At 65.2% G+C, this 24,150-nt stretch carries 19 protein-coding genes; 6 read left to right on the forward strand and 13 right to left on the reverse strand.

Annotated features, from left to right (window positions below):
* Position 1 precedes the first annotated feature (1 nt).
* The 6 genes from greA to B447_RS17935 form a co-directional block, all read right to left on the reverse strand.
* A complete protein-coding gene (greA, locus tag B447_RS17910; RefSeq protein ID WP_002928138.1) occupies positions 2-478 on the reverse strand; it encodes a transcription elongation factor GreA in 477 nt (158 codons plus the stop codon).
* Positions 475-3,705 carry a carbamoyl-phosphate synthase large subunit gene (carB, locus tag B447_RS17915; RefSeq protein ID WP_002943802.1) on the reverse strand — a complete coding sequence of 1,077 codons (3,231 nt, stop codon included), beginning with the start codon at positions 3,703-3,705 and terminating at the stop codon, positions 475-477. The genes greA and carB overlap by 4 nt, the downstream gene beginning before the upstream one ends.
* Before the next feature lie 88 nt (positions 3,706-3,793).
* Positions 3,794-4,936, reverse strand: coding sequence for a glutamine-hydrolyzing carbamoyl-phosphate synthase small subunit (gene carA / locus B447_RS17920; RefSeq protein ID WP_002943803.1), 1,143 nt, complete (start codon positions 4,934-4,936; stop codon positions 3,794-3,796).
* A gap of 345 nt (positions 4,937-5,281) precedes the next feature.
* A complete protein-coding gene (locus B447_RS17925; RefSeq protein WP_002943804.1) occupies positions 5,282-7,735 on the reverse strand; it encodes a response regulator in 2,454 nt (817 codons plus the stop codon).
* A gap of 15 nt (positions 7,736-7,750) precedes the next feature.
* Positions 7,751-8,557 (reverse strand): 4-hydroxy-tetrahydrodipicolinate reductase, encoded by an 807-nt coding sequence (gene dapB, locus B447_RS17930; protein ID WP_002943806.1) that lies wholly within the window; start codon positions 8,555-8,557, stop codon positions 7,751-7,753.
* A gap of 77 nt (positions 8,558-8,634) precedes the next feature.
* Positions 8,635-9,048 (reverse strand): outer membrane protein assembly factor BamE, encoded by a 414-nt coding sequence (locus B447_RS17935; RefSeq protein ID WP_002943810.1) that lies wholly within the window; start codon positions 9,046-9,048, stop codon positions 8,635-8,637.
* 225 nt (positions 9,049-9,273) lie between these two features.
* Here B447_RS17935 and fur point away from each other — a divergent pair, with 225 nt between their 5' ends.
* The gene (gene fur, locus B447_RS17940; protein ID WP_002943812.1) at positions 9,274-9,705 is read left to right on the forward strand and encodes a ferric iron uptake transcriptional regulator; all 432 of its coding nucleotides are present in this window, start codon (positions 9,274-9,276) and stop codon (positions 9,703-9,705) included.
* A 20-nt stretch (positions 9,706-9,725) separates the two neighbouring features.
* Here fur and recN read toward each other — a convergent pair whose 3' ends face one another.
* Positions 9,726-11,381: a DNA repair protein RecN gene (recN, locus tag B447_RS17945; protein ID WP_002943814.1), complete on the reverse strand. Its 1,656-nt coding sequence runs from the start codon at positions 11,379-11,381 to the stop codon at positions 9,726-9,728.
* A gap of 111 nt (positions 11,382-11,492) precedes the next feature.
* On the reverse strand, positions 11,493-12,377 hold the full coding sequence (locus B447_RS17950) for an NAD kinase (protein ID WP_002928116.1): 885 nt from the start codon (positions 12,375-12,377) through the stop codon (positions 11,493-11,495).
* Positions 12,378-12,496: 119 nt separating this feature from the next.
* Here B447_RS17950 and hrcA point away from each other — a divergent pair, with 119 nt between their 5' ends.
* Positions 12,497-13,525 (forward strand): heat-inducible transcriptional repressor HrcA, encoded by a 1,029-nt coding sequence (gene hrcA / locus B447_RS17955; protein ID WP_002928114.1) that lies wholly within the window; start codon positions 12,497-12,499, stop codon positions 13,523-13,525.
* Positions 13,526-13,582: 57 nt separating this feature from the next.
* On the forward strand, positions 13,583-14,680 hold the full coding sequence (hemH, locus tag B447_RS17960; RefSeq protein ID WP_002928106.1) for a ferrochelatase: 1,098 nt from the start codon (positions 13,583-13,585) through the stop codon (positions 14,678-14,680).
* Positions 14,681-14,719: 39 nt separating this feature from the next.
* Here the strand turns inward: hemH and B447_RS17965 are convergent, their stop codons facing one another.
* Positions 14,720-16,081 (reverse strand): serine/threonine protein kinase, encoded by a 1,362-nt coding sequence (locus tag B447_RS17965; RefSeq protein WP_002943818.1) that lies wholly within the window; start codon positions 16,079-16,081, stop codon positions 14,720-14,722.
* Between the two features lie 242 nt (positions 16,082-16,323).
* On the opposite strand from B447_RS17965, the gene B447_RS17970 reads away from it, so the two are divergent.
* From B447_RS17970 to ubiG, 3 genes are all read left to right on the forward strand, one after another.
* Positions 16,324-17,643: a TRZ/ATZ family hydrolase gene (locus tag B447_RS17970; protein WP_002943820.1), complete on the forward strand. Its 1,320-nt coding sequence runs from the start codon at positions 16,324-16,326 to the stop codon at positions 17,641-17,643.
* Positions 17,644-17,742: 99 nt separating this feature from the next.
* On the forward strand, positions 17,743-18,447 hold the full coding sequence (locus tag B447_RS17975; protein ID WP_002928097.1) for an OmpA family protein: 705 nt from the start codon (positions 17,743-17,745) through the stop codon (positions 18,445-18,447).
* Between the two features lie 120 nt (positions 18,448-18,567).
* The gene (gene ubiG / locus B447_RS17980; RefSeq protein WP_002943823.1) at positions 18,568-19,272 is read left to right on the forward strand and encodes a bifunctional 2-polyprenyl-6-hydroxyphenol methylase/3-demethylubiquinol 3-O-methyltransferase UbiG; all 705 of its coding nucleotides are present in this window, start codon (positions 18,568-18,570) and stop codon (positions 19,270-19,272) included.
* 99 nt (positions 19,273-19,371) lie between these two features.
* On the opposite strand, the gene B447_RS17985 is transcribed toward ubiG, so the two are convergent.
* From B447_RS17985 to B447_RS18000, 4 genes are all read right to left on the reverse strand, one after another.
* Positions 19,372-20,043, reverse strand: coding sequence for a LutC/YkgG family protein (locus B447_RS17985; protein WP_002943828.1), 672 nt, complete (start codon positions 20,041-20,043; stop codon positions 19,372-19,374).
* A complete protein-coding gene (locus B447_RS17990; protein ID WP_002943832.1) occupies positions 20,044-21,483 on the reverse strand; it encodes a LutB/LldF family L-lactate oxidation iron-sulfur protein in 1,440 nt (479 codons plus the stop codon).
* A 2-nt stretch (positions 21,484-21,485) separates the two neighbouring features.
* Positions 21,486-22,310 (reverse strand): (Fe-S)-binding protein, encoded by an 825-nt coding sequence (locus tag B447_RS17995; RefSeq protein WP_002943834.1) that lies wholly within the window; start codon positions 22,308-22,310, stop codon positions 21,486-21,488.
* Between the two features lie 84 nt (positions 22,311-22,394).
* Complete coding sequence (locus B447_RS18000) at positions 22,395-24,092, reverse strand: L-lactate permease (RefSeq protein ID WP_002943837.1); 1,698 nt, start codon at positions 24,090-24,092, stop codon at positions 22,395-22,397.
* Positions 24,093-24,150 lie beyond the last annotated feature (58 nt).

The raw sequence follows: 24,150 nt of genomic DNA on the forward strand, positions 1-24,150 counted from the left end.
ATCAGACGTAGCGTACGTCAATGATCTCGAATTCGCGCACGCCGCCCGGTGCCTGAACCTCCGCAATATCGCCGGCGAACTTGCCAATCAGCGCACGCGCGATCGGCGAGCTGATCGAGATCTTGTTCTCCTTGATATCGGCCTCGTCGTCACCGACGATCTGGTAGGTCACGACCTGCCCGGCATCCATGTCCTCGAGCTCGACCGTGGCACCGAACACGCAACGGCCATCGGCATCGAGCAGCTTGGGGTCGATGATCTGGGCATTGGCGAGCTTGGCCTCGACCTCCATGATGCGGCCTTCGATGAAGCCCTGGCGGTCCTTGGCAGCCTCGTACTCGGCGTTTTCGGACAAGTCGCCATGCGAGCGCGCTTCGGCGATCGCCGCAATCACGTTCGGACGGTCCACGGTCTTCAGGCGGTGCAGTTCGGCGCGCAGCTTCTCTGCACCTGCGACGGTCAACGGAGTCTTGTTCATGCTTGCTGCTTCAGCTCGGTGTGCAGATCCTGCACGGAATAGACATCGAGCCCGCCAGCGAGATGGCGCATGCCCATGCACGCGGCGCGAGCGCCCTCGATCGTGGTGAAGATCGACAGCTTGGCGGCCAGCGCGCTGGTACGGATCGAGCGCGAATCGGTGATCGCCTGGCGCTTCTCCTCGACCGTGTTGATGACCATGACGATCTCTTCGTTCTTGATCATGTCCACGATGTGCGGACGCCCCTCGTTGACCTTATTGACCACAGCAACCGGGATGCCTGCGGCCTCGATTACCGAAGCGGTGCCGCGCGTGGCAACCAGGGTGAAGCCAAGGTCGTGCAGCTCGCGTGCCACTTCCACCGCGACAGGGCGGTCGCTCGGCTTGACGCTGATGAACACCGCGCCGCTGGTCGGCAGCTTGACGCCCGCGCCGATCTGGCTCTTGACGAAGGCCTCGGCGAAGCTGCGGCCGACGCCCATGACCTCGCCGGTGGACTTCATCTCCGGCCCGAGGATGGTATCCACGCCCGGGAACTTGACGAAGGGGAACACCGCCTCCTTGACCGAGTAGTAAGGCGGCACGATCTCGCCGGTGACGCCCTGGCTGACCAGGCTCTGGCCCGCCATGCAGCGCGCCGCGATCTTCGCCAGCGGCAACGAGCAGGCCTTGGACACGAAGGGCACCGTACGCGAGGCGCGCGGATTCACCTCCAGCACATACACCACCGCGTTGTCGCCCTCGCCCTGGATCGCAAACTGCACGTTCATCAAGCCGACGACGTTGAGCGCGCGCGCCATCGCCTCGGTCTGGCGGCGCAGCTCGTCCTGCAATTTGGCCGACAGCGTGTAGGGCGGCAGCGAGCACGCGGAGTCGCCCGAGTGCACGCCGGCCTGCTCGATGTGTTCCATGATGCCGCCGATCATCACCTGCTTACCGTCGGACAGCGCATCGACGTCCACCTCGGTAGCGTCATTGAGGAAGCGGTCGAGCAGCACCGGCGACTCGTTGGACACCTTGACCGCCTCGCGCATGTAGCGCTCGAGATCCTTCTGCTCGTGCACGATCTCCATCGCGCGGCCACCCAGCACGTAGGACGGGCGCACCACGAGCGGGTAGCCGATCTCGGCCGCGAGGCGCACGGCCTCTTCGGGCGTACGCGCGGTACGGTTGGGCGGCTGACGCAGGCCAAGGTCGTTGAGCAGCTTCTGGAAGCGCTCGCGGTCCTCGGCGGCGTCGATCATGTCGGGGCTGGTACCGATGATGGGCACGCCGTTGTCCTGCAGCGCCTGGGCGCGCTTGAGCGGCGTCTGGCCGCCGAACTGCACGATGACGCCGACCGGCTTCTCGATGTGCACGATCTCGAGCAGGTCCTCGAGCGTGATCGGCTCGAAGTACAGGCGATCCGAAGTGTCGTAGTCGGTGGACACGGTCTCGGGGTTGCAGTTGACCATGATGGTCTCGTAACCGTCCTCGCGCAGGGCGAGTGCGGCATGGACGCAGCAGTAGTCGAACTCGATGCCCTGGCCGATGCGGTTGGGACCGCCGCCGAGCACCATGATCTTCTTCTTGTCGGTCGGACGCGCCTCGCACTCTTCCTCGTAGGAGGAGTACATGTAGGCGGTCGAAGTCGCGAACTCGGCCGCGCAGGTGTCGACGCGCTTGAACACCGGGCGCACGCCGAGCGCGTGGCGATGCAGACGCACCGCGGTCTCGTCGGCGTTGAGCAGCTTGGCCAGGCGGCGGTCGGAGAAACCCTTGCGCTTGAGCTCGCGCAACTCGGCAGCCTGGATCGCCTTCAGCGATCGGCCGGAGAGCGCCTTCTCGGACAGCACGATGTCCTCGATCTGAGCGAGGAACCAGGGGTCGATCTTGCTGAGGTTATGCACCTGCTCGAGCGTCATGCCTTCGCGGAAGGCCTGACCGACGTACCAGATGCGCTGCGGGCCGGCGCTCGAGAGCTCGTGCTCGAGATCGGCGTCATCGGCTTCGATCTCGTCCAGGCCGTAAGCCCCCACCTCGAGGCCGCGCAGGGCCTTCTGGAAGGACTCCTGGAAGCTGCGGCCCATGGCCATGACCTCGCCCACCGACTTCATCTGGGTGGTGAGGCGGTCGTTGGCCTGCGGGAACTTCTCGAAGGCGAAACGCGGGATCTTGGTGACGACGTAGTCGATCGAGGGCTCGAACGAGGCTGGCGTGGCGCCGCCGGTGATGTCGTTCTTGAGCTCGTCGAGCGTATAGCCCACCGCCAGCTTGGCCGCGACCTTGGCGATCGGGAAACCGGTGGCCTTGGACGCCAGCGCCGACGAACGCGACACGCGCGGGTTCATCTCGATGACGATCATGCGACCATCCTGGGGGTTGATGGCGAACTGCACGTTCGAGCCCCCGGTATCCACCCCGATCTCGCGCAGCACCGCGATCGAGGCGTTGCGCATGATCTGGTATTCCTTGTCGGTCAGCGTCTGCGACGGCGCGACGGTGATCGAGTCGCCGGTGTGCACACCCATGGGATCGAGGTTCTCGATCGAGCACACGATGATGCAGTTGTCGGCGCGGTCGCGCACGACTTCCATCTCGTATTCCTTCCAGCCGAGCAGCGACTCTTCGATCAGCAGTTCGTTGGTCGGGCTGGCCTCGAGACCGCGCTTGCAGATCTCGTGGAACTCTTCCATGTTGTAGGCGATGCCGCCGCCGGTACCGCCGAGCGTGAAGCTCGGGCGGATGATGACCGGGAAACCGATGCCGCCCTGCACCTGCAGCGCCTCTTCCATGCTGTGGGCGATGCCCGAGCGCGCCGAACCAAGACCGATCTTGGTCATCGCGTCCTTGAACTTGAGGCGGTCTTCGGCCTTGTCGATGGCCTCCTCGGAGGCGCCGATCAGTTCCACGCCGTACTTGGCCAGCACGCCGTGGCGGCCGAGGTCGAGCGCGCAGTTGAGCGCCGTCTGTCCGCCCATGGTCGGCAGGATGGCGTCGGGGCGCTCCTTCTCGATGATGCGCTCGACGACCTGCCAGGTGATCGGCTCGATGTAGGTGACATCGGCCGTCTCGGGATCGGTCATGATCGTGGCCGGGTTCGAGTTGACCAGGATGACGCGGAAGCCTTCCTCGCGCAGGGCCTTGCAGGCCTGGGCGCCGGAGTAGTCGAACTCGCAGGCCTGGCCGATGATGATCGGGCCTGCGCCGATGATCAGGATGCTCTTGATGTCTGTACGTTTCGGCATTGTCTTGCCTCGATGATTCCTCGACGGCGCGCAGGATGCGCGCGCGTCCAAAACAGTAGCGGCAGGCCGTGGCCTGCCCGGTGACGGCTTACTTGGCGGCTTCCATCAGACCGATGAAGCGGTCGAACAGATAGGCGACGTCGTGCGGACCGGGACTGGCTTCCGGGTGTCCCTGGAAGGAGAAGGCCGGCACATCGGTGCGCGCGATACCCTGGTTGGTGCCGTCGAAGAGCGACACGTGGGTCACCCTCAGGTTCGCCGGCATCGTCGACGGATCGACGGCGAAGCCATGGTTCTGGCTGGTGATCAGCACCTTGCCGGTGTCGAGGTCCTTCACTGGATGGTTCGCACCATGGTGGCCGGTGCTCATTTTCATGGTCTTCGCCCCGGAGGCGAGCGCCAGCAGCTGATGGCCAAGGCAGATGCCGAAGGTGGGCGTGCGCGTGGCGACGATCTCGCGGATGGCCTCGATGGCGTAGTCGCACGGCTCGGGGTCGCCCGGGCCGTTGGACAGGAACACCCCATCCGGCTTGAGCGCCAGCACGTCCTTGGCGGGCGTCTGCGCCGGCACCACGGTCAGGCGGCAGCCACGTTCGGCCAGCATGCGCAGGATGTTGAACTTGACGCCGAAATCGTAGGCGACGACGTGGAAGCGCGGCTCGGCCTGATCGACGTAGCCCTGGTCAAGCTTCCACTCGGCCTGCTTCCAGTCGTACGACTCGGTCGCGCTCACGACCTTGGCCAGGTCCATGCCGGCCAGGCCCGGGAACGCGCGCGCCTGGGCGATGGCGGCATCTGCATTCAGCGCCTCGCCGTCTGCGGCAGTGACGATGCAGCCGGCCTGCGCCCCCTTCTCGCGCAGCACGCGGGTGAGCTTGCGGGTATCGAGCCCGGCGATCGCGACGATGTTCTCGGCGCGCAGGTAGGCGTCCAGACGTTGCGTCATGCGGAAGTTGGAGGGCAGCAGCGGCAGGTCGCGAATGACGAGGCCGGCTGCGTGGACGCGGGTGGACTCGACGTCCTCGGCATTGACACCGGTATTGCCGATGTGCGGGTAGGTCAGCGTGACGATCTGGCGGGAATAGCTCGGGTCGGTCAGGATTTCCTGGTAACCCGACATCGATGTGTTGAACACGACCTCGCCAACCGTGCTGCCAACCGCGCCGATACCCTTGCCGTGGAAGATCGTTCCGTCGGCAAGCGCAAGAAGGGCGGACGGGTATGCACTCACGAGAAGCTCCTGGATTCAGCTTGTAGATCCGGGACACGCATGGCGCGCCCCGATACGAGAAAAAGCAAGACGTACAAAAAGCGGGACGGGCCTCGGGGCCAATCCCGCTTGTTGAGCCGGCAGTCATCGCCACCTGGCTCCAATTCGCCATGACCCGAACGATGGTCGTCAATCACGACGACAACCGATCCGCGGCCGCACCGCAGACGAAAGTGTTTGATTCGGGGAAGAAACCTTTCATGCCCGGGTCGATGAAAACTGTGAAATTGTATATTTTTGGGCCTTTGAAGGCAAACCCCACGATGGATTCGACACCCGAGCAGGCCGTCCGGGATGGCCAGCCCCCTACGCCGAGTCGTTACGCAACACGCGCGCGAGCAAGCCGAGCTCGGAAATGAGGATGCGCGCCTGCGAGGTCGCCGCCTCTGGATCGCTGGTACGCGCGAGCGACTCGAGCTTGCGTGCAGCCTCGACCGCCCGATTGGCAGAGAACAAGCCCACCGACCCCTTGACCGCGTGACCGATCTCGGCGAGCTGGGCGTAGTCCATCGCCGATGACGCGCGCTGCAATTCGACCACCGTGCGCTCGTGATCGCGGAGAAACACGTCGACCAACTGGCGGACGATATCCTCGTCACCGTCGAACATCGCACGGGCCTCGTCCAGGCAGGCGATCTGCCTGCGCCCCGCCTCGCCGAGCTCGAGCAGGCTGACGTCGGCCTCTTCATCCGCTTCGCCCCCTGCGCGCTCACCACAGGCGCGCTCGATCGCGGCCAGCAGCTCGCGAGGATGAACCGGCTTCGAGACATAGTCGTCCATACCGGCGTCCAGGCAACGCTGCCGGTCGCCCTCCATCGCATGCGCAGTCATGGCAATGATCGGCATCGGCCGCCAGTCACCCTGCACGACCCAGCTGCGACGGGCCTCGCGCGCGCGAATGGCCTGGGTTGCCTCGAGGCCGCCCATCACCGGCATCTGGACGTCCATCAGGATGAGATCGAAGCGCCCCTGATCGAAGGCTTCGAGCGCCTCCTCGCCGTTATTGGCGAGCGTGACCGAATGGCCAGCGCGTTCCAGCATGCGCTGAGCGACGGTCTGGTTTACCGGGTTGTCCTCCACCACCAGCACCTCCAGCCGCCGTCCTCCACCCACCGGCTCGGCGCCAACACCCTCACCCAGGTCGAAACGCAGGTTCGCCATCAACGCCGAGCCCTGCACGTCCACAGCCTCGCCGCCCGCGCGCGCCATCCGCAAGACGTCGAGCAGGTCTTCCTGGGAGAAGGGTTTCACGAGCCTCGAGTTCAGGCCTATCTCCGCGCAGCGGGCTGCATCGTTGCGCTGCGAATGGCTCGCCATCATCATGACGATGCGATCGAGGCGCGAGTCCGCATCGGCAAAGCGCTGAGCCAGGGCAAAGCCTGCCGGATCGGGAAGGCTGGCATCCATGATAAGGAAGTCGTATGGCTCCGAGCCATCGCGGGCCGCCACCAGCGCTCCAAGGACATCCCCGCTGCCGGCAACGCGTTCGGCACGCGCACCGAACGCGCTCAGCTGGCGGCAGATCGATGCCGAGAACGCCTCGTTGCGCGCGGCCACCAGCACCCGCGTGGCCCGTAATGCAGTGGCGTCCAGCGGAGTCGGCCCCGCCACGACTTCCAGCGGCAGTGTGAAGCGAAACACGCTACCAACCCCTGGCGTGCTCTCGACCTCGATCCGGCCGTGCATCAAGTCGAGCAATTGACGGGTGATCGCCAGGCCAAGACCGGTACCGCCGTACTTTCTCGTTGTCGACGTATCGGCCTGCGAGAACACACCAAAGATCGATTCCAGTTTGTCCGCCGGAATACCACAGCCGGTGTCACGAACAGCCACGGCCAGCACTGCTGCACCTGCGGCATCGTGGGCACGACCGACGCTGACCTCAACTTCGCCCGCGTCGGTAAACTTGATCGCATTGCCGATGAGGTTGGTGAGGATCTGACGCAGACGGGTAGGATCCCCTCTGAGAACGGCCGGCACGTCGGGCGCAATCTCGTAGAACAACTCCAGCCCTTTCTGGCTCGCCCGCAGGCCAAGGCTGCGCACCGTCTCGGAGAACACCGCAGCGACCGAGTAGTCGATTGCCTCGACGTTGAGCCGACCGGCCTCGATGCGCGAAAAATCAAGGATGTCGTTGATGATCGTGAGCAGCGCCTGCGCCGACGTCCTCACCGTCTCAAGATACTCGCGCTGCTCGCCGACGATGCCCGAGTCGAGAAGAAGCTCGGTCATGCCGATAATGCCGTTCATCGGCGTGCGGATCTCGTGACTCATGTTGGCGAGGAAGTCGCCCTTGGCCCGACTGGCGGCCTCCGCCGCCTCCTTGGCCTCGAGCAACTCGAGCTCTCGCCGCTTGCGCGCGCTGACATCGCGAAGCGTACCGACCACGCGCAACCAGCGCCCGTCTGCAGCACGGTCGAAAGCCTCGCCCTCGATCTCGAGGCAACGCCACTCACCCGCGGCCGACAACGCTCTGATCTCCGCACGAAACTCTGGCGTGACACCACGCAGATGATCGACGAGGCGGCGATGCAGCAGCGAGCGGTCTTCCTCGTTGACCCGCTTCAGCCAGTCCAGCGCAACTTCGGGACCATGCCCGAGCGCGAGCGACAAACCGCGGTCGAAGTCGATGCTGCCACTCTGGAGATCGAGCTCCCACACGCTCGCGCCCGTATGGCGCTCGATCAGTTCGAGCTGCGCGCGAACCCGCCGCAACTGGGCCAGCGCCTCATCGCGGTCAAGTTGCGGATCTGCGCTCATCAGCAGTCCTGCCGCTCAACGCAGACCGAGAACATCCTGCATGTCGAACAGACCGGACGAACGGCCGCCAAGGAAGCGCGCGGCGCGCATTGCACCAGTGGCGTAGGGCATGCGACTGCCCGACTTGTGGGTGATTTCGATACGTTCACCGAGGCCGGCAAACAGCACGGTATGGTCGCCGACGACATCACCGCCACGAATGGTGGAAAAGCCGATCGTCTCGGGCTTGCGCTCTCCGGTGTAGCCCTCGCGGCCGTAGATCGCACACGCATCCAGATTGCGACCCAGTTCGCGGGCAACGACCTCACCCATGCGCAGGGCGGTACCCGACGGGGCATCGACCTTGAAGCGATGATGCGCCTCGATCACTTCCACGTCGTAGCCTTCGTCGAGAATGCGCGCAGCGACCTCGAGCAGCTTGAAAACGGCGTTGACGCCGACCGCCATGTTGGGCGCGAACACGACCGGAACCTGCTGCGCAACTTCGGCAATGGCCGCCTTGCCGGCAGCGTCGAACCCGGTGGTACCGATCACGACGGCCTTGCCCAGCTCACGCGCCAGGGCGAGATGAACGAGCGTACCCTCCGGGCGCGTGAAGTCGATGACGCAATCGGCCGCAGCGATGGCTGCAGCCGCATCATCGGTGATCTGCACCCCGGTGTTGACCCCGGCCATCTCACCGGCGTCACGGCCGATGAAGGGGGTCTGCGGACGGTCGAAGGCCGAGGCGAGCACGACCCCCTCCTCCTTGAGCGCCGCCTCGATCAGCATGCGCCCCATGCGGCCGGAGGCACCGGCAATGGCAACCCTGACATCGGACATTCTGTTGCAATCCTGGAGTAGATGGTATGAGCACTAGCCGGCGCCGCGTCGTGCGCGCTCGCCGGACTGAGCGGCTTTCAGTCGCGCCGGGCAGGCCCTGGCACCTCGACGACACGGACACGCGTCGACGCCTGCGCGCCCTCGCCCGTCGCATCGGCGGCCTGCACATCACCTTCGACGCGATCGAGCACATCATTGACGAAGAACACCGAGATCACGCGCTGCTGGGGCGCAGCACGACCCGAACGGTGGTGATAGACGTAGTCCCAGCGGTCATTGCGGAACACGTCCGCGACCAGCGGCGACCCCAGGACGAAGCGCACCTGCTCGCGCGACATGCCCTTGCGCAGTTGGGCAAGCATGTCCTGATCGACGTAATTACCCTGACGGATGTCGATCCGATACGGGTCTACGACTCCGATCGCGGAGTCTAGAGAGCAGCCGCCAAGCAGGACGGCAGTGACGGTTACCGCAGCGATGTAGGAACGCATGGATGATTTCAAGCCTGACGCGACCGGGTCGCGGTTCTCAGAAGGGGGTAAAAAATATAACATACGCCGTGTTGCCGAGGCGCTGGCGCATGAAGACCTTCGGGTTCTGCCCCTGCGCAAGCCTGCACCCCGGATACCGGCCCGCACACTTGCGGCATGCATGCTCCGCGACGCACACAGACTCCGGGCCAATCTCTCTTCCACTTGCACGCAATTCAGGCTCCCATGTCCGACAACTCGAAGAACCTCAAAAGCATCGGCCTCAAGGCGACCTACCCCCGCCTGAAGATCCTCGATCTCTTCCAGAGCTCGGATCAGCGCCACCTCACCGCGGAAGACGTCTACCGCTCGCTGATGAACGAAGGCATGGACATCGGGCTTGCCACGGTTTATCGCGTTCTCACCCAGTTCGAACAGGCCGGACTCCTCGAGCGCCATTACTTCGAGTCGGGCAAGGCCGTGTTCGAGCTCAACGAGGGCGGCCATCACGACCACCTGGTGTGCATGCAGTGCGGCAAGGTCGAGGAATTCTTCGACCCGGAGATCGAACGCCGGCAGAACAAGATCGCCGAAGAACGCGGCTTCTCCATCCGCGAACATGCGCTCTACCTGTACGCCGACTGCAAGCGCGAGAACTGCCCCAACCGCGAAACCTGACGCCAGGTGCCTGCAGGCACCTAGCTGCGGCTCAACATTTCTGCCGCGTGCTCTCGGGTAGTGGCCGTTATATTCACCCCGCCGAGCATGCGCGCGATCTCCTCAACCCGCTCGCTCGCCCCCAGCGCCACCACCTCGCTGACGGTAGCGCCATCATGTTCGCGCTTGGCGATGCGCCACTGCCAGTCCGCACACGCCGCCACCTGCGGAAGGTGGGTCACGCACAGCACCTGGCGATCGGCGCCAAGGCGCGCCAGCAAGGTGCCCACGATTTCCGCGACGCGACCGCCGATACCGACATCCACCTCGTCGAAGATGAGTGTCGGCACTGCCGAATCACGGCTGGTCATGACCTGAATCGCCAACCCGATACGGGACAATTCGCCGCCTGAAGCGACCTTGGCCAGGCTGCGCAGGGCCTGGCCCGAGTTGGCCGCAACACGGAACTCGACAGTTTCCACACCGTTCGCGGAAGGCTCGCAGGCCTCGAGGGCGACCTCGAACCGTCCACCGGCCATCGCCAGGGTCTGCATCGCCTCGGTAATCTCCGCCGACAAGCTCTGCGCGGCCGGTGCCCGGCAGGCGGACAACTCGGCGGCTGCGGCATCGAAGCGCCTGCGCGCCTCGGCCTCCGCAACAGCCATGCGCTGCGGATCGGCACTCGCCTCGAGCGCCTCCAGTCTTGCCTGCCATTGCTGCCTGAGCTCGCCGAGCGCCTCGGGCGCGACCCTGTGCTTGCGCGCCATATCCAGCACGGCAGCGATGCGCTGCTCCACCTCGGCAAGGCGGCCGGGGTCGAGATCGAGACGGTCGCGGTAGCGGCGCAGCGCATGCAGCGCCTCGTCGGCCTGGATCGCGGCCGCAGCAAGAAGGTCGCGCACGTCGGCGAGCGCCGGATCGTAGTCGGCCAGCGCTGCAATACGAGCATCGACATGGCGCAGCACCGAACACACCGCGCCATCCCCCTCGGCGAGCGCCACCAAGGTCTCCTCCGCCCCCTCGATGAGGCCGGCTGCATGCGCAAGGCGGCCGTGCTCGGCATTGATCTCCTGCCACTCGGCGGGGTCGAAGCCCAAGTCGTCAAGCTCGCGCAACTGCCAGGCGAGCAGCTCGCGCTCGCGCGCCGAGCTCTCCGAGTCGGCTTCGGCCTCGCGCCGCAGCCGCACGAGGCGCTGCCATTCGCGATGACACCTGGCGACCTCGGACGCCAGTGGCAACGCGCCCGCATGGGCATCGAGCAACGCGCGCTGAGCATCGGCGCGCAGCAACGCATGATGCGCATGCTGGCCGTGGATGTCGGCAAGCCACTCTCCCGCGCAGCGCAACTGCGCGAGCGTGACGCTGCTGCCATTGATCCAGGCCCGGCTGCGCCCGCCTGCATCAAGCGTGCGACGAAGGATCAACGCCCCATCGTCAGTGGGCAAGGCCTGCTCGCGCAGCCAGTCAAGCAGTTCGCCGGCGGCAGGCAGGTCGAACTCCGCGCTCACCTCCGCACGCTCGCAGCCCTGCCGCACCATCGCCGCTTCGCCACGGCCGCCGAGGGCGAGCCCCAGCGCGTCGAGCAAGATCGACTTACCGGCGCCGGTCTCCCCGGTCAGGGCGCCGAAACCGGCCTCGAACTCCAGCTCGAGGCGATCGACGATTACGAAGTCGCGGATGGTCAGATTACGCAGCATGGGAATCGATCAGTCGGAGGCAAGGCGCGGTGGAAACAACCCACGACAGCGTGCTCGACCCGGCGCAGCCCGGGCGCTCACGAGCCGCAAGGTCACGACCACCGCGGGGAATCAGTTGTGTCTGGGCGAAGCACTCCAGTGCAGCTTCTCGCGCAACATCGCAAAATAGCTGTACCCCTCCGGATGCAGCAGACGCAGCGCGCGCGACGACCGCGTCAGGCGCACCCGATCCCCTGAGCGCAGATCGAAACGCGTCTGGCCGTCGAAATGCACGCGCGCATCCTGGTGCGGCAAGAGGTCGATGTCGATCCGGCAGGTATCGGGAATGGTGATCGGACGCGCCGTGAGCGCATGCGGACACAGGGGCACGAGGGCGATCCCGCCCACGCTCGGGTGCAGGATCGGACCATTGGCGGAGAGGACATAGGCGGTCGACCCTGTCGGCGTCGACACGATCATGCCGTCCGAGCGCTGGGTGTAGACAAACTCACCGTCGATGGAGAGATCGAATTCGATCATGCGCCCCAGGTCGCCCTTGTTCACCACGACATCGTTGAGCGCCAGGGTGTGGAACACGCGTTCGCCCGCGCGCAGCACCTCGGCGTCGAGCATGAAGCGGGTTTCCTCGCTGAAGCGGCCATCGAGCATCTCGCCGAGGCGCTCGCAAGCGTCGGTGCGCGAGATGTCGGTCAGGAAGCCGAGGCGCCCGAGATTGACCCCCACCAGCGGAACACCGTGTTCGATCAGCCGGCGCGCACTGTGCAGCATGCTGCCATCGCCGCCGATGACCACGGCCAGATCGGCCTCGGCACCGATATGTTCATAGCTGGCGACCGGAAAGTCGGGCGTGCCGCCGATGAAACTTGCCGTGCCTTGCTCGATCAGTACCTTGAGCCCGCGCTCACGTAGAAAACGCGCAATCGAAGTCACCGACTCGGCAACGTCGGCGCTCTGGTATTTGCCAATCAGGGCGATGGTCTGGAAGCTGAAGCTCATGAGCGCGGATTAAACCACATTCATGCAAGCCGCCGACAACACCCGACGTCGAAGATACCCCTCTCAGTGCGCCTGCACGCGGCATTCCGGTGCATTTCGAAGTATAGTTCTCGACTGAAATGAACGCCCTCGACGCCCGCTCCCAGATCCTGCTCAAGACCCTGATCGAACGCTATATTGCGGACGGTCTGCCGGTCGGTTCGCGCGCACTGTCCCGCTTCTCCGGTCTGGACCTGTCGCCGGCCACGGTGCGCAACGTGATGAGCGATCTCGAGGAGATGGGCCTCATCGCCAGTCCGCACACTTCTGCCGGGCGCATCCCCACCGCACGCGGTTACCGCTTCTTCGTCGACTCGCTGCTCACGGTGCAGCCGCTCGAGAACGCCCGCGTGCGCGCCCTTGAGGGCCAGTTCCTGCCCGACCAGCCCCAGCGCCTGATCAACTCCGCCTCGCACCTGTTGTCCGAACTCACCCAGTTCGCGGGCATCGTCGTGGCGCCGCGCAAGGAAGCCATCCGCATCCGCCAGTTCGAGTTCGTCAGCCTGGCCGAGACGCGCATCCTGCTCATCATCGTCACCACCGCCGGCGACGTGCAGAACCGGATTCTGGTCACCCGTCGCGGCTACAGCGGCGCCGAACTCAGCGCGGCCGCAAGCTACCTCAACGAACACTTCGCCGGCCTTGGCTTCGACGAGATCCGCCGCCGCCTTGGCGAGGAACTGCGCCAGTTGCGCAGCGACATGACCGAACTGATGACGGCGACCGTGGATGCCGGCACCGAGGCTGCAGAAGAGAACGCTTCGAGCTACGTGATTTCGGGTGAGACCAATCTGCTCGACTTCGAGGACCTGTCGTCAAACATGTCCCGCTTGCGCGAACTGTTCAAGCTGTTCGAGCAGCGCACCGGCCTGATCCAGCTGCTGGACCTTTCCAACCGTGCCGACGGCGTCCAGATCTTCATTGGCGACGAATCCGGCCTGGCCCCGCTCGACGGCTGCAGCGTGATCACCGCACCCTACGAGGTCGACGGCCGCATCGTGGGCTCGCTCGGGGTCATCGGCCCCACCCGCATGGCCTACGACCGCGTGATTCCGATCGTCGACATCACGGCACGACTGCTCTCGAACGCCCTGTCTTCGAACCATTGATGGGCCGTAGCCGGCCTTCGGCCCGGCTCGCTCGCCCGCCCGCCGACAAGGACCCCGATGTCTCGTTACTGGACCGAACCGCCGTTCAAGCACGGCTCCGAAACCCGCACCGGCGTGCTGCTGGTAAACCTCGGCACACCCGACGCACCCACCGCTGCCGCACTACGCCCCTACCTCAAGCAGTTCCTGTCCGACCCGCGCGTGGTCGAGATCCCGCGCCTGATCTGGTGGCCGATCCTCAACGGCATCATCCTCAACACCCGTCCCAAGGCCTCGGCGCGCAAGTACGCGAGCGTGTGGATGGACGAAGGCTCACCGCTGAAAGTCCACACCGAACGCCAGGCCAAGCTGCTGGCAGGCTACCTGCTCAAGGCCGGCCATGGCGAACTCGACATCGCCTACGCCATGCGCTACGGCAAGCCCTCCATCGCCGACACGCTCAACGGCATGCGCAGCCGCGGCTGTACGCGCATCCTGGTGGTGCCGATGTACCCGCAGTACTCGGCCAGCACGACGGCGACCGTCATCGACGAGGTCGGGCGCTGCCTCGCGCACTGGCGCAACCAGCCAGAGATCCGCTTCGTGCGCAGCTTCCAGGACGATCCCGGCTACATTGCCGCCCTGGTCGCGAGCGTACGCGAGCACTGGGCTGTCCATGGCGAACCGGATCGACTCCTGCTGAGCTTCCATGGCGTACCACGGCGCTCCCTCGACCTCGGCGATCCCTACCACTGCGAATGCCACAAGACCGGCCGCCTCGTGGCCGAAGGCCTGGGCGTCGCACCCGAGCGCGTACTGGTCACCTTCCAGTCCCGTTTCGGCAAGGCCGAGTGGCTCAAGCCCTACACCCAGCCGACACTGGAGGCGCTTGCTGCCCAAGGCGTCGGACGCGTCGATGTGATGTGCCCCGGCTTTGTCGCAGACTGTCTGGAAACGCTCGAGGAAATCGCCATGGAGTGCAAGGAGGCCTTCCTCGAGAAAGGCGGCAAGGTGTTCCACTACATTCCCTGCCTCAACGAGCGTCATGAATGGATGCAGGCCCTCTCCGAACTCACCTGTCGCCATCTCGGCCACTGGCTCGAGATCCAGGCGCCTGACGCGGCCGCGCGCGAAGCCAGCGCCACCAGGGCACGCGCGCTCGGCGCGGCCCGCTAGGCAGGGCCGCTGCCCGGCCTGGCATAGCCTGGCAGGCCTTCAGTTATCGAGCAGCTGCAGATCGAAACCCGTTGCGGTGTGTTCCGCGCGCAGCGCGGCGGGCGCAGTCGCGGAAAGCTCACGCGAAACCTGCGCCAGGCGCCGCACCACCACGGTCGAGATCTCGCGGCGGAAGCGTTCGAGCACCTCCTCGCTGGCGAGCGCGAGTGCAGCCGGGTTGACCTCCAGATAGCTCAGCTCGCCGACCGACACAACGGTCATCATGTGCCTGCGCTCGAGCTGGTCGAGCCAGGCCTGCACCCCGAACACCTCGCCCGGCCCGAGTTGCATGACGCGGCGCCCCTCGATCGACAGCTCGACCTTGCCCTCGAGGACGATCCCGAAGCGCTGGTCGTTGTCGCCCTCGCGCATCAAGGCGACCTGCGGCCCGACCTTGCGCCACGCGCAGATGCGCATCACCTCCCACAGGTCGATGTCCTCGAACTCGGTGAAGAACGCGAGCCTGCGCAAGCGCGCAAAGCGGGCCTGGTCAAGCGGAGCCTGGTCCTCATCGAGGATCTGGTAGCGCACCGCAGCAAGATCCTTCGCGAACTCGGCGCCATTGCGATAGCGCGAGTACAGATCTTTCTCCAGCGCCTTGCGGATCACCGCGTCCATCTGCTCGGGCACATCCGGATTGAGTTGCGACACCGAGGGCGGATCGGCATTGATGATCTTGTACACCAGCTGGGCAGGGTTGCTGGCGCGGAAAGGCAATCGGCCCGTGAGCAGATGGAAAAGCAGGACGCCCAGCGAATAGAGGTCGGTCTTCTGGTTGAGCGGGTAGCCCTTGATCTGCTCCGGGCTCATGTAGGCCGGCGAGCCCACACCCATGATGAAGGTCGAGTCGGTATCGAGCTTCTTGTTGATGTTGAGCGCAAGCCCGAAGTCGGTGATCTTCACGTTGTCCTCGTCGTCGACGAGGATGTTGGCCGGCTTGATGTCGCGATGCACGATGCCCTGCCGGTAGGCATGATCGAGCGCCATGCAGCACTTGAAGACGATGCCGATCGTGCGGTGTATCGGCAGCAGCTTGTCGAAGCTGCAGTAGCGCTCCAGCGAACCACCCGGAAAGTACTCCATCACCACATAGGCCTGTGTCGGCTCGATCGAAGCATCGTGGATGCGGATGATGTTGGGGTGGTTCAGACGGCTCGACACCACCTGCTCGGCCCTGAGCAGCTTGACCAGGCGGCGGTTCCATTTCGCCTCGTCCTTGACCTTGTCATCGAAACGCACATGCTTGACGGCGACAGGCTCGGGCCGGTCGTCAGACTCGGCGAGGTAGACGATCGCGGTAGCACCACGCCCGACCTCCTTGATGATCCTGTATTTGCCGATCCGGCTTGGAGTCGCGTTCATACATTCGCGGTGGCCGCAGAGCCGCCATCAGTCCAATAGGAATGGCCGAATTGTTGCATGAAGCGATGCGCTGCGGGCGAACCGCCGGCGCATTTCTCACATCCCCCTGGCCACAGGGCCAGCGGTCGTGTTGTTGGCCACGAACGCCCATGCTAATAATGGTCGATGCATTCGCCGCCCAACCCTTGCGACAACCTGCCCGGCACGCCACCTGATCGACCGGGACATTGCGGAGCTCCATCTTGAACGAGATTGCCGACCTGCTCATCCACGCACGCTGGGTCATTCCCGTCCAACCGGCGGGCGTCGTCCTCGATGACCACACTGTCGTCGTCTCGAAAGGCCGGATCACCGACATCCTTCCCAGCGCGGACGCACGCGGAAGGCTCGCCGCCCGCAAGGTGTTCGACCTGCCGGACCATGTACTCATGCCCGGCCTGGTCAATCTGCATACCCATGCAGCGATGAACCTGATGCGCGGGCTGGCCGATGACCTGCCGCTCATGCGCTGGCTCCAGGAGGCGATCTGGCCGACCGAGTCGCGCCACGTTTCGGCCGCCTTCGTGCATGACGGCAGCCTGCTCGCCGCCGCCGAGATGCTGCGCGGCGGCATCACCACGTGCAACGACATGTACTTCCACCCCGAAGCCGCCGCCGAGGCCTTTGCCACCGCGGGCATCCGAGCGGTGGTCGGCATCGTCATGCTCGAGTTCCCCACCCCTTACGCAAGCGACGCCGACGACTACCTGCGCAAGGGCCTTGCCGCACGCGACCGCTGGCAACGCGAGCCGCTGATCGAATTCGCCATCGCCCCTCACGCGCCCTACACGGTCAGCGACAGGAGCTTCGCACGCGCGCTCGCCCTTGCCGAGGAGCTCGAACTACCAATCCACATCCATGTACACGAGACCGCGGGCGAGATCGCCGACTCGATCACGACGCACGGCCTGCGCCCGCTCGCCCGCCTGGCCCGGCTGGGGCTGCTCGGCGAGAACCTCATCGGTGTGCATGCGGTGCATCTTGACGACGCCGACATCGAACTGCTCGCGCGCCACAACTGCAGTGTCGCCCACTGCCCGACCTCGAACATGAAGCTGGCCAGCGGCATTGCCCCCATTCCCCGCCTGCTCGAAGCAGGCATCCGTGTCGGCCTGGGCACGGATGGCGCAGCGAGCAACAACCGACTCGACCTTTTCCAGGAGATGCGCCATGCCGCCCTGCTTGCCAAGGTAGGCAGCCTGGATGCGAGCGCAGTCCCCGCCCACGCCGCACTGCATATGGCCACACTGGGCGGAGCCGATGCGCTCGGCATGGCGGACCGTATCGGCTCGATCGAGCCGGGCAAGGCAGCCGACCTGTGTGCGGTGGACCTTGGCGGCCTGCACTGCCGGCCGTGCTTCGATCCGATCTCGCATCTGGTCTATGTCGCCGGTCGGGAGAACGTCTCCCACGTCTGGGTAAACGGAGAAACCCGCGTGGACAAAGGCGTTCAGCTGTTGCATATTAGAGACAGCGAATTGCTGCGCATCGCGTCGGTGTGGCAAACTAGGTTCGGTAATTGAACTGGATACACTGGTGCAAACCAACGCGAAAGCGGCTTAACGCACGTTTTCAATCCGTCCTGTGGAAACTCCGGCGACTCGCCCATCAAAGAGGAAACCATGATCAAACAAACCAAGAAGCAAGTGCTCATGCTGGCCGCCATCGCCTCCCTCGGCGTGTCCGCTCCCAGCGCCTTCGCGCAGGCTGCCGACGTCGTCGTAGCTGGCAAGGGCGAAATCCCTTACGTGATCGACGCGCGCAACGTCGTCGCCCGCAGCGGTGCCGGCCTGTGCTGGCGTACCGGCTACTGGAGCCCGGCTGCCGCCTCGACCGCCCTTGCCGGCGAGTTCCCGGTCGGCTGCGCCTGCGACTCCGACATCGTCCCCGCCGACAAGTGCGCCGCTCCGGTCGCTGCTGCCGCCCCGGCTCCGGCTCCGAAGCCCACCGCTGACAAGATCAAGCTGTCGGCTGACGCTCTGTTCGACTTCGACAAGGCCGTGCTCAAGCCCGAAGGCCAGGCCCGCCTGAACGACCTCGCCGCCCAGGCCAAGTCGCTCAAGCTGGAAGTGATCCTTGCAGTCGGCCACACCGACCGCATCGGCTCGGCCGCCTACAACCAGCGTCTGTCGGAGCGCCGTGCCGCTGCCGTCAAGACCTACCTGGTCGCTCAGGGTGTCGACGCCAACCGCATCTACACCGAAGGCAAGGGCAAGACCCAGCCCGTCACCGGCAACCAGTGCGACAACGTTCGTGGCCGCGCTGCGCTGATCTCCTGCCTGCAGCCGGATCGTCGCGTGGAAGTGGAAGTCATCGGCTCCAAGTAATCACGAGCCCGATGTCCGAAAAGCCCTGCCTCGGCGGGGCTTTTTCATTTGGACGGCACGCCGGAACGCCCATCGAGCGCCACGGTCCATCCTGCACCCTCATCAAGCTGGCCTTAAATCATGAGCACCCTTAACGCCGACCCCGCCGAACTGCAGAAATTCAGCGAACTTGCCCACCGCTGGTGGGACCCGGCCTCCGAGTTCCGCCCCTTGCACGAGATAAACCCGTTGCGCCTGGGCTGGATAGACGGCAAGGCCGCGCTCGCGGGCAAAAAGGTGCTCGATGTCGGCTGCGGTGGCGGCATCCTCGCCGAAAGCATGAGCGCAGTCGGTGCGGACGTAACCGGCATCGACCTGTCCGAAAAGGCACTCAGCGTGGCACGGCTGCACCTGTTCGAGAGTGGCCACAAGGTCGATTACCGACTGGTCAGCGCGGAAGCCTTCGCCGACGAAAACCCTGCCGCCTTCGACGTCGTGACCTGCATGGAGATGCTCGAGCACGTCCCTGACCCGGCCAGCACCATCGCCGCCTGCGCGCGCCTGGTCAAGCCCGGCGGCCACGTCTTCTTCTCCACGCTCAACCGCAACCTCAAGTCTTATGTGTTTGCGATCATCGGCGCGGAATACGTGCTCAAGCTGCTACCTGCCGGGACGCACGAGTACGCCAAATTCATCAAGCCGTCCGAACTCACCCGCTACTGCCGCCAGGCTCGCCTGGACACGCAGGAACTGATCGGCATGAGCTACAACCCGCTCACCAAGGTGTACTCACTCGGTCGCGACACCGACGTCAATTACCTGCTCCACACCCGCCGGCCGGGCTGAACGAAGGCACGGCGAGCCCACGCCATGAAAACGGGCCACGACATGCGCGCGTGCGCGTGTCGTGGCCCGGTCTACTGCACAGCAAGGTCGGCGAACGGCTCAGGCGTCCTCGAGGATGAGCACCAGCAGTTCCTTGGGGCCATGGGCACCGTAGGCGAGCGTTTGCTGGATATCGGCCGTCTTCGAGGGCCCCGACACCAGCAAGGCGTTGGTCGGCATCCCCGACGCCCAGTGCTGTGCATGCATCAGCTCATACAGGTTGTCGCGCACCTCGCTGGCCTTGAGCAAGGCAATGTGCAGGGGCGGGACCAGACTCATCAGCCGCGGTTCCTGCGGCGTCGGCCACAGCACCAGGCTGCCTGTGGCGGCGATACCGCCCAGTGTGCCGGTGAGCGAGGCGGGCGTGCGGAAGAAGAGTTCCTCCTTCCACGCCTCGACGGGCTGGTCGTAGGCCTTCAGGCGCAGACCCGCAGCACTGGCGGCGACATGCGCTGCCAGCTGCTGGCCATGCGCAGTGTCCGGGGAAACCAGCAACTCGCCGATGTTGCGCGCAGCCAGTGCTTCCAGTGCGCGTTGCGGCCAGTCGGCCTGGGTCGTCAGCTGTGTCTCGCCATGCACAGCCTCCAGCATGCTGCGCAGGCGAGCGATACGATCGTCGGCCGCATAGCGCCAGGGCTCGGTCAGCAGGCCAGCATCGTAGTCGTCCGCGACCGGGGTGGTGCCAACGAGGCTGCCGCGCAGCTTGGCAAGAATCCTGTCCTTGGCGCTCATTCAATCTTCTCCCAGATGCTCGCGGGCGAGCTCGTGCAGGCTGCGCGCGGCAGGCTTGGGCGCGCTGCGGTGTTCGGTCCACGGGCCGATGTTCGACGGCATCAGCGCGCTCAAGCGTGTGCCCGCGAAGCTGAAGGCGCGATAGAGCGCGGGCGAGGTGTTGAGCTTGCGCCAGGCCTTCCAGAGCATCGCCTCCTTCTTCGAGTACTTGCTGCCCTGCCCACGCATGTGATGCGGTACCGCCTCAGGCGCACGCACCGCCTCCTCGCGCAATCGGCGCAGCAGCGCGGGAATCGGAATCTTCACCGGGCAGACCTCGCCGCAGGCGCCGCACATCGACGACGCCGTGGGCAGGTCGCGCGTGGTGTCGAGGCCCAGCATGTGCGGGGTAACGATCTTGCCTATGGGGCCCGGGTATACCGTCCCGTAGGCGTGACCGCCGATGCGGGTGTAGACCGGGCAGTGGTTCATACACGCGCCGCAGCGGATGCAGTTGAGCGTCTGACGCAGCTCACCGTCGGCGAAGGCCTGGCTACGGCCGTTGTCGAGCAGCACCAGGTGCACTTCCTGCGGGCCGTCCAGTTCGTCGGCCTTGCGCGGGCCTGAGATCATGTTGACGTAGGTCGTGATCGCCTGGCCGGTCGCGGAGCGTGTCAGCAGCGACAGCAGCGGGATGACATCGCGCAGGTTCTCCACCACCTTCTCGATGCCGGTGACCGCGATGTGCACCGGCGGTACGGTGGTCGACATGCGGCCATTGCCCTCGTTCTCGACCAGCAGCAGAGTGCCGGTCTCGGCGATGGCGAAGTTCACCCCCGAAACACCGATGTCTGCTTCGAAGAAGTTGCGCCGCAGCGTCTCGCGACCGATCTGGATCAGGCGGTCGACGTCCTCGGTGTAATCCACTTCGAGCTTGTCGTGGAACAGCGAAGCCACCTGGCCAACGTTGAGGTGGATCGCCGGCATGATGATGTGCGAGGGCTTCTCCTCGCGCAGCTGCACGATGAACTCGCCCATGTCGGACTCGAGGCAATCCACCCCGCGCTCGCCGAGGTAATGGTTCATCTCCATTTCCTCGCTGACCATGGACTTGCCCTTGATCACCTTCTTCGCCGCGTGCTGCTCGACGATGCGGTGGACGATGGCGTTGGCCTCCTCTACCGTCTCGGCCCAGTGCACCTTCACGCCGTTGCGGCTCAGGTTTGCATCCAGCCGCTCGAGTAACTCGGGCAACTTGGACAGCGCCCGCGCGCGCACGCGGTTGCCGAATGCGCGCAAACGCTCGAGCTCGTCGCCATCAGGGAACTGGACGCGGCGCTTGTCCATCAGGAAGTCCATCGCGCCACGGAAGTTGCGTCTTAGCTGCGGGTCGGCAAGCGCCTCGCGCGCGTTGCGCTTGAAGGCGATCGGCACGGCAGGCACGTCGGTCATCGCGTTCATCGTCAATCTCCCTTGTGCCCGCCGGTGCGACGCAGCAGGAAGCTGGCCAGGTGCTCACCGCGGAGGCGCTCACCCTGCTTCTCGAAGCAACCATTGATGTTGAGCAGGCAGCCACAGTCCGCGCTCACCACCTCGGCCGCGCCGGAACCCTTGAGCGCCGCGGTCTTGTCCTTGACCATCGCGCCGGAAATATCCGGCATGCGCACGCTGAAGGCGCCGCCGAAGCCGCAGCACTCGCTCTCGTGGTCATGATCGACGCGCTCGACGGCGGCGAGCTGCCCCAGCAACGCACGGCCATGCACGTGGGTATTCATCTCGCGCCGCGCACTGCACGATGTATGGAGCGCGACCTTCACCGGTGCGCCGCTGTCGTGCAGTTGCACGCGACACACGTTCAACAGGAACTCGGCCAGTTCGAAGGTACGCGCCGCCAGCGACTCGACCTGCTTCAAGGTCTGTGGCTCGTCCTTGAACAATTCGAAGTAGTGGTGGCGGAACATCCCCGCACAGGAGCCCGACGGCACGACCACCGGCCAGTCGCCGGCAAACAGGGCCAGTTGAGCACGCGCCACCACGCGCGCCTCGTCGGTATAGCCGGAGGTATAGGCCGGCTGCCCGCAACAGCTTTGCGCCTGAGGAAAGTGCACCCTGATGCCCTCGCGCTCGAGCAGGCGGATCGCATCCATGCCGGCATCAGGGAAGAACAGGTCCAGCACGCAGGTGCCGAACAGGAACACGTCCGCGGGCTTGTCGGGGTACTGGCGCGGCGGCTCGATCGCCGGGGCCGTCCGTGTGGCGTTCGGCGCCACGGAAGAAGCGTGACTCATGCGAATCGTCTCCTTGGGGATTACGTCTTCATTCTGCAGCAGCGCGGGTCGCCCCGCGACTGCTGCTATTACCTACTTGCCGCTCTATTGCGCGACCAGCGGATCGGTGACACCGAGCACATAGATGGCAATCATCGCCACCACGCCCGTCATCAGCACGTAGTACACCGTCGGCCAGAACGTCTTGCGCAGGATCGCACCCTCGCGGCCGAGCAGACCCACCGTTGCCGAGGCCGCCACCACATTGTGGATCGCCACCATGTTGCCTGCAGCAGCGCCAATCGCCTGGACGGCCACGATCACCGCGCCGGAGATGCCGAGCGTGCTGGCGACACCGAACTGGAACTGGCTGAGCATCATGTTGCTCACGGTATTCGAGCCCGCGATGAAGGCGCCCAGCGCCCCCACGGCCGGCGCCAGCAGCGGATACACCCCGCCCACGCTGTCGGCCACCCACTGCGCCATCGCGATCGGCATGCTTGGCAGCTCGGCGGCATTGACGCCCGAATTGATCAGGATGCGCACCATCGGCACCGTAAACAGCAGCACGAAGCCGGCACCGAGCAGCACCCGCGACGACTCACCCACCGCCTTGGCCAGCGAGCGCGCATGCATGCCGTGCAGCGCGACCGTGGCCAGCACCACCGCAACCAGGATGCCACCCGGCAGATACAAGGGCTGGAAGTTGGCGCTGATGCCCTTCTCGCCAAGCAGGTTGGGGAAGCTCAGCACCACAGCCTTGAGCGCATTACCAAACTCGGGCATGACGCGGCTGGCGACGAGCAGCGCACCCACCAGCACATAGGGCAGCCAGGCACGCACGATGCCGATCTGCTGATGGCGCGGCAGCTGGTCCAGCTTCATCTCGACACTGCCCATCCACTCGCTCGGCCAGTCCTTGGGCTCGGCAAAATCCCAGGCCTTCTTCGGCACCAGGAAGCCAAACCGCGCCGCCGAGGTGACGATCGCCAGGCCCACCAGGCCACCCAGCAGCGAGGGGAACTCGGGGCCGAGGAACACACCGGTGATGGCGTAGGGAATGGTGAATGCAAAGCCGGCGAAGAGCGCGAACGGCAGCACTTCCAGCCCTGCCTTCCAGCTCTTCTCCTTACCGAAGAAGCGCGTCAGCATCATCGCCATGATCAGCGGCATCACCGTACCGACGATGGCGTGGATGATCGCCACGTTGCTGGTCACCAGCTGCAGGAACACCTCCCAGCTCGAACCGCGCTCGACCAGCTGCGCACCGATCGTTGCCGTGTCCAGGCCGCTATTGACGCCGATGATGATCGGCGTGCCGACCGCGCCGAAGGACACCGGCGTGCTCTGCACAAGCATGCCGAGCAGCACCGCCGCCAGGGCTGGGAAGCCGAGCGCAACGAGCAGCGGCGCGGCGATGGCGGCCGGCGTGCCGAAGCCCGACGCCCCCTCGATGAAGCAGCCGAACAGCCAGGCGATGATGATGGCCTGAATGCGGCGGTCGGGGCTGATGGTGGCAAAGCCGGAACGGATCGTCGAGATCGCCCCCGAGTACTTCAGCGTATTGAGCAACAGGATGGCGCCGAAGATGATCCACAGCACACCGATGGTGATGATCAGCCCCTGCAGCGTCGACGCCAGGATGCGGTTGAAACTCATCTCCCACACGAACAGACCGATACCTGCCGTCAGCACATACACGACCGGCATGGCGCGCCGCGCTGGCCAGCGCAAACCGACAAGGAGGATGGCAGCCAGCAGGATCGGGGAAAACGCGAGCAGCGCGAGCGTTCCGGATTGCATCTCAGCACCCCGCCCGCAACGGCAGGCTGTTTGCGCCCGCCACATTCACAAGGACCAG

The sequence above is a fragment of the Thauera sp. 27 genome, from assembly GCF_000310125.2.
In the GTDB taxonomy this organism is placed as follows: Bacteria; Pseudomonadota; Gammaproteobacteria; order Burkholderiales; family Rhodocyclaceae; genus Thauera; species Thauera mechernichensis.

Excerpts from the sequence above, each read along its gene's own strand:
- greA (WP_002928138.1), bottom strand. The coding sequence starts at position 478 with ATGAACAAGACTCCGTTGACCGTCGCAGGTGCAGAGAAGCTGCGCGCC.
- carB (WP_002943802.1), bottom strand. The coding sequence starts at position 3,705 with ATGCCGAAACGTACAGACATCAAGAGCATCCTGATCATCGGCGCAGGC.
- B447_RS17925 (WP_002943804.1), bottom strand. The coding sequence starts at position 7,735 with ATGAGCGCAGATCCGCAACTTGACCGCGATGAGGCGCTGGCCCAGTTG.
- dapB (WP_002943806.1), bottom strand. The coding sequence starts at position 8,557 with ATGTCCGATGTCAGGGTTGCCATTGCCGGTGCCTCCGGCCGCATGGGG.
- B447_RS17935 (WP_002943810.1), bottom strand. The coding sequence starts at position 9,048 with ATGCGTTCCTACATCGCTGCGGTAACCGTCACTGCCGTCCTGCTTGGC.
- fur (WP_002943812.1), top strand. The coding sequence starts at position 9,274 with ATGTCCGACAACTCGAAGAACCTCAAAAGCATCGGCCTCAAGGCGACC.
- recN (WP_002943814.1), bottom strand. The coding sequence starts at position 11,381 with ATGCTGCGTAATCTGACCATCCGCGACTTCGTAATCGTCGATCGCCTC.
- B447_RS17950 (WP_002928116.1), bottom strand. The coding sequence starts at position 12,377 with ATGAGCTTCAGCTTCCAGACCATCGCCCTGATTGGCAAATACCAGAGC.
- hrcA (WP_002928114.1), top strand. The coding sequence starts at position 12,497 with ATGAACGCCCTCGACGCCCGCTCCCAGATCCTGCTCAAGACCCTGATC.
- hemH (WP_002928106.1), top strand. The coding sequence starts at position 13,583 with ATGTCTCGTTACTGGACCGAACCGCCGTTCAAGCACGGCTCCGAAACC.
- B447_RS17965 (WP_002943818.1), bottom strand. The coding sequence starts at position 16,081 with ATGAACGCGACTCCAAGCCGGATCGGCAAATACAGGATCATCAAGGAG.
- B447_RS17975 (WP_002928097.1), top strand. The coding sequence starts at position 17,743 with ATGATCAAACAAACCAAGAAGCAAGTGCTCATGCTGGCCGCCATCGCC.
- ubiG (WP_002943823.1), top strand. The coding sequence starts at position 18,568 with ATGAGCACCCTTAACGCCGACCCCGCCGAACTGCAGAAATTCAGCGAA.
- B447_RS17985 (WP_002943828.1), bottom strand. The coding sequence starts at position 20,043 with ATGAGCGCCAAGGACAGGATTCTTGCCAAGCTGCGCGGCAGCCTCGTT.
- B447_RS17990 (WP_002943832.1), bottom strand. The coding sequence starts at position 21,483 with ATGAACGCGATGACCGACGTGCCTGCCGTGCCGATCGCCTTCAAGCGC.
- B447_RS17995 (WP_002943834.1), bottom strand. The coding sequence starts at position 22,310 with ATGAGTCACGCTTCTTCCGTGGCGCCGAACGCCACACGGACGGCCCCG.
- B447_RS18000 (WP_002943837.1), bottom strand. The coding sequence starts at position 24,092 with ATGCAATCCGGAACGCTCGCGCTGCTCGCGTTTTCCCCGATCCTGCTG.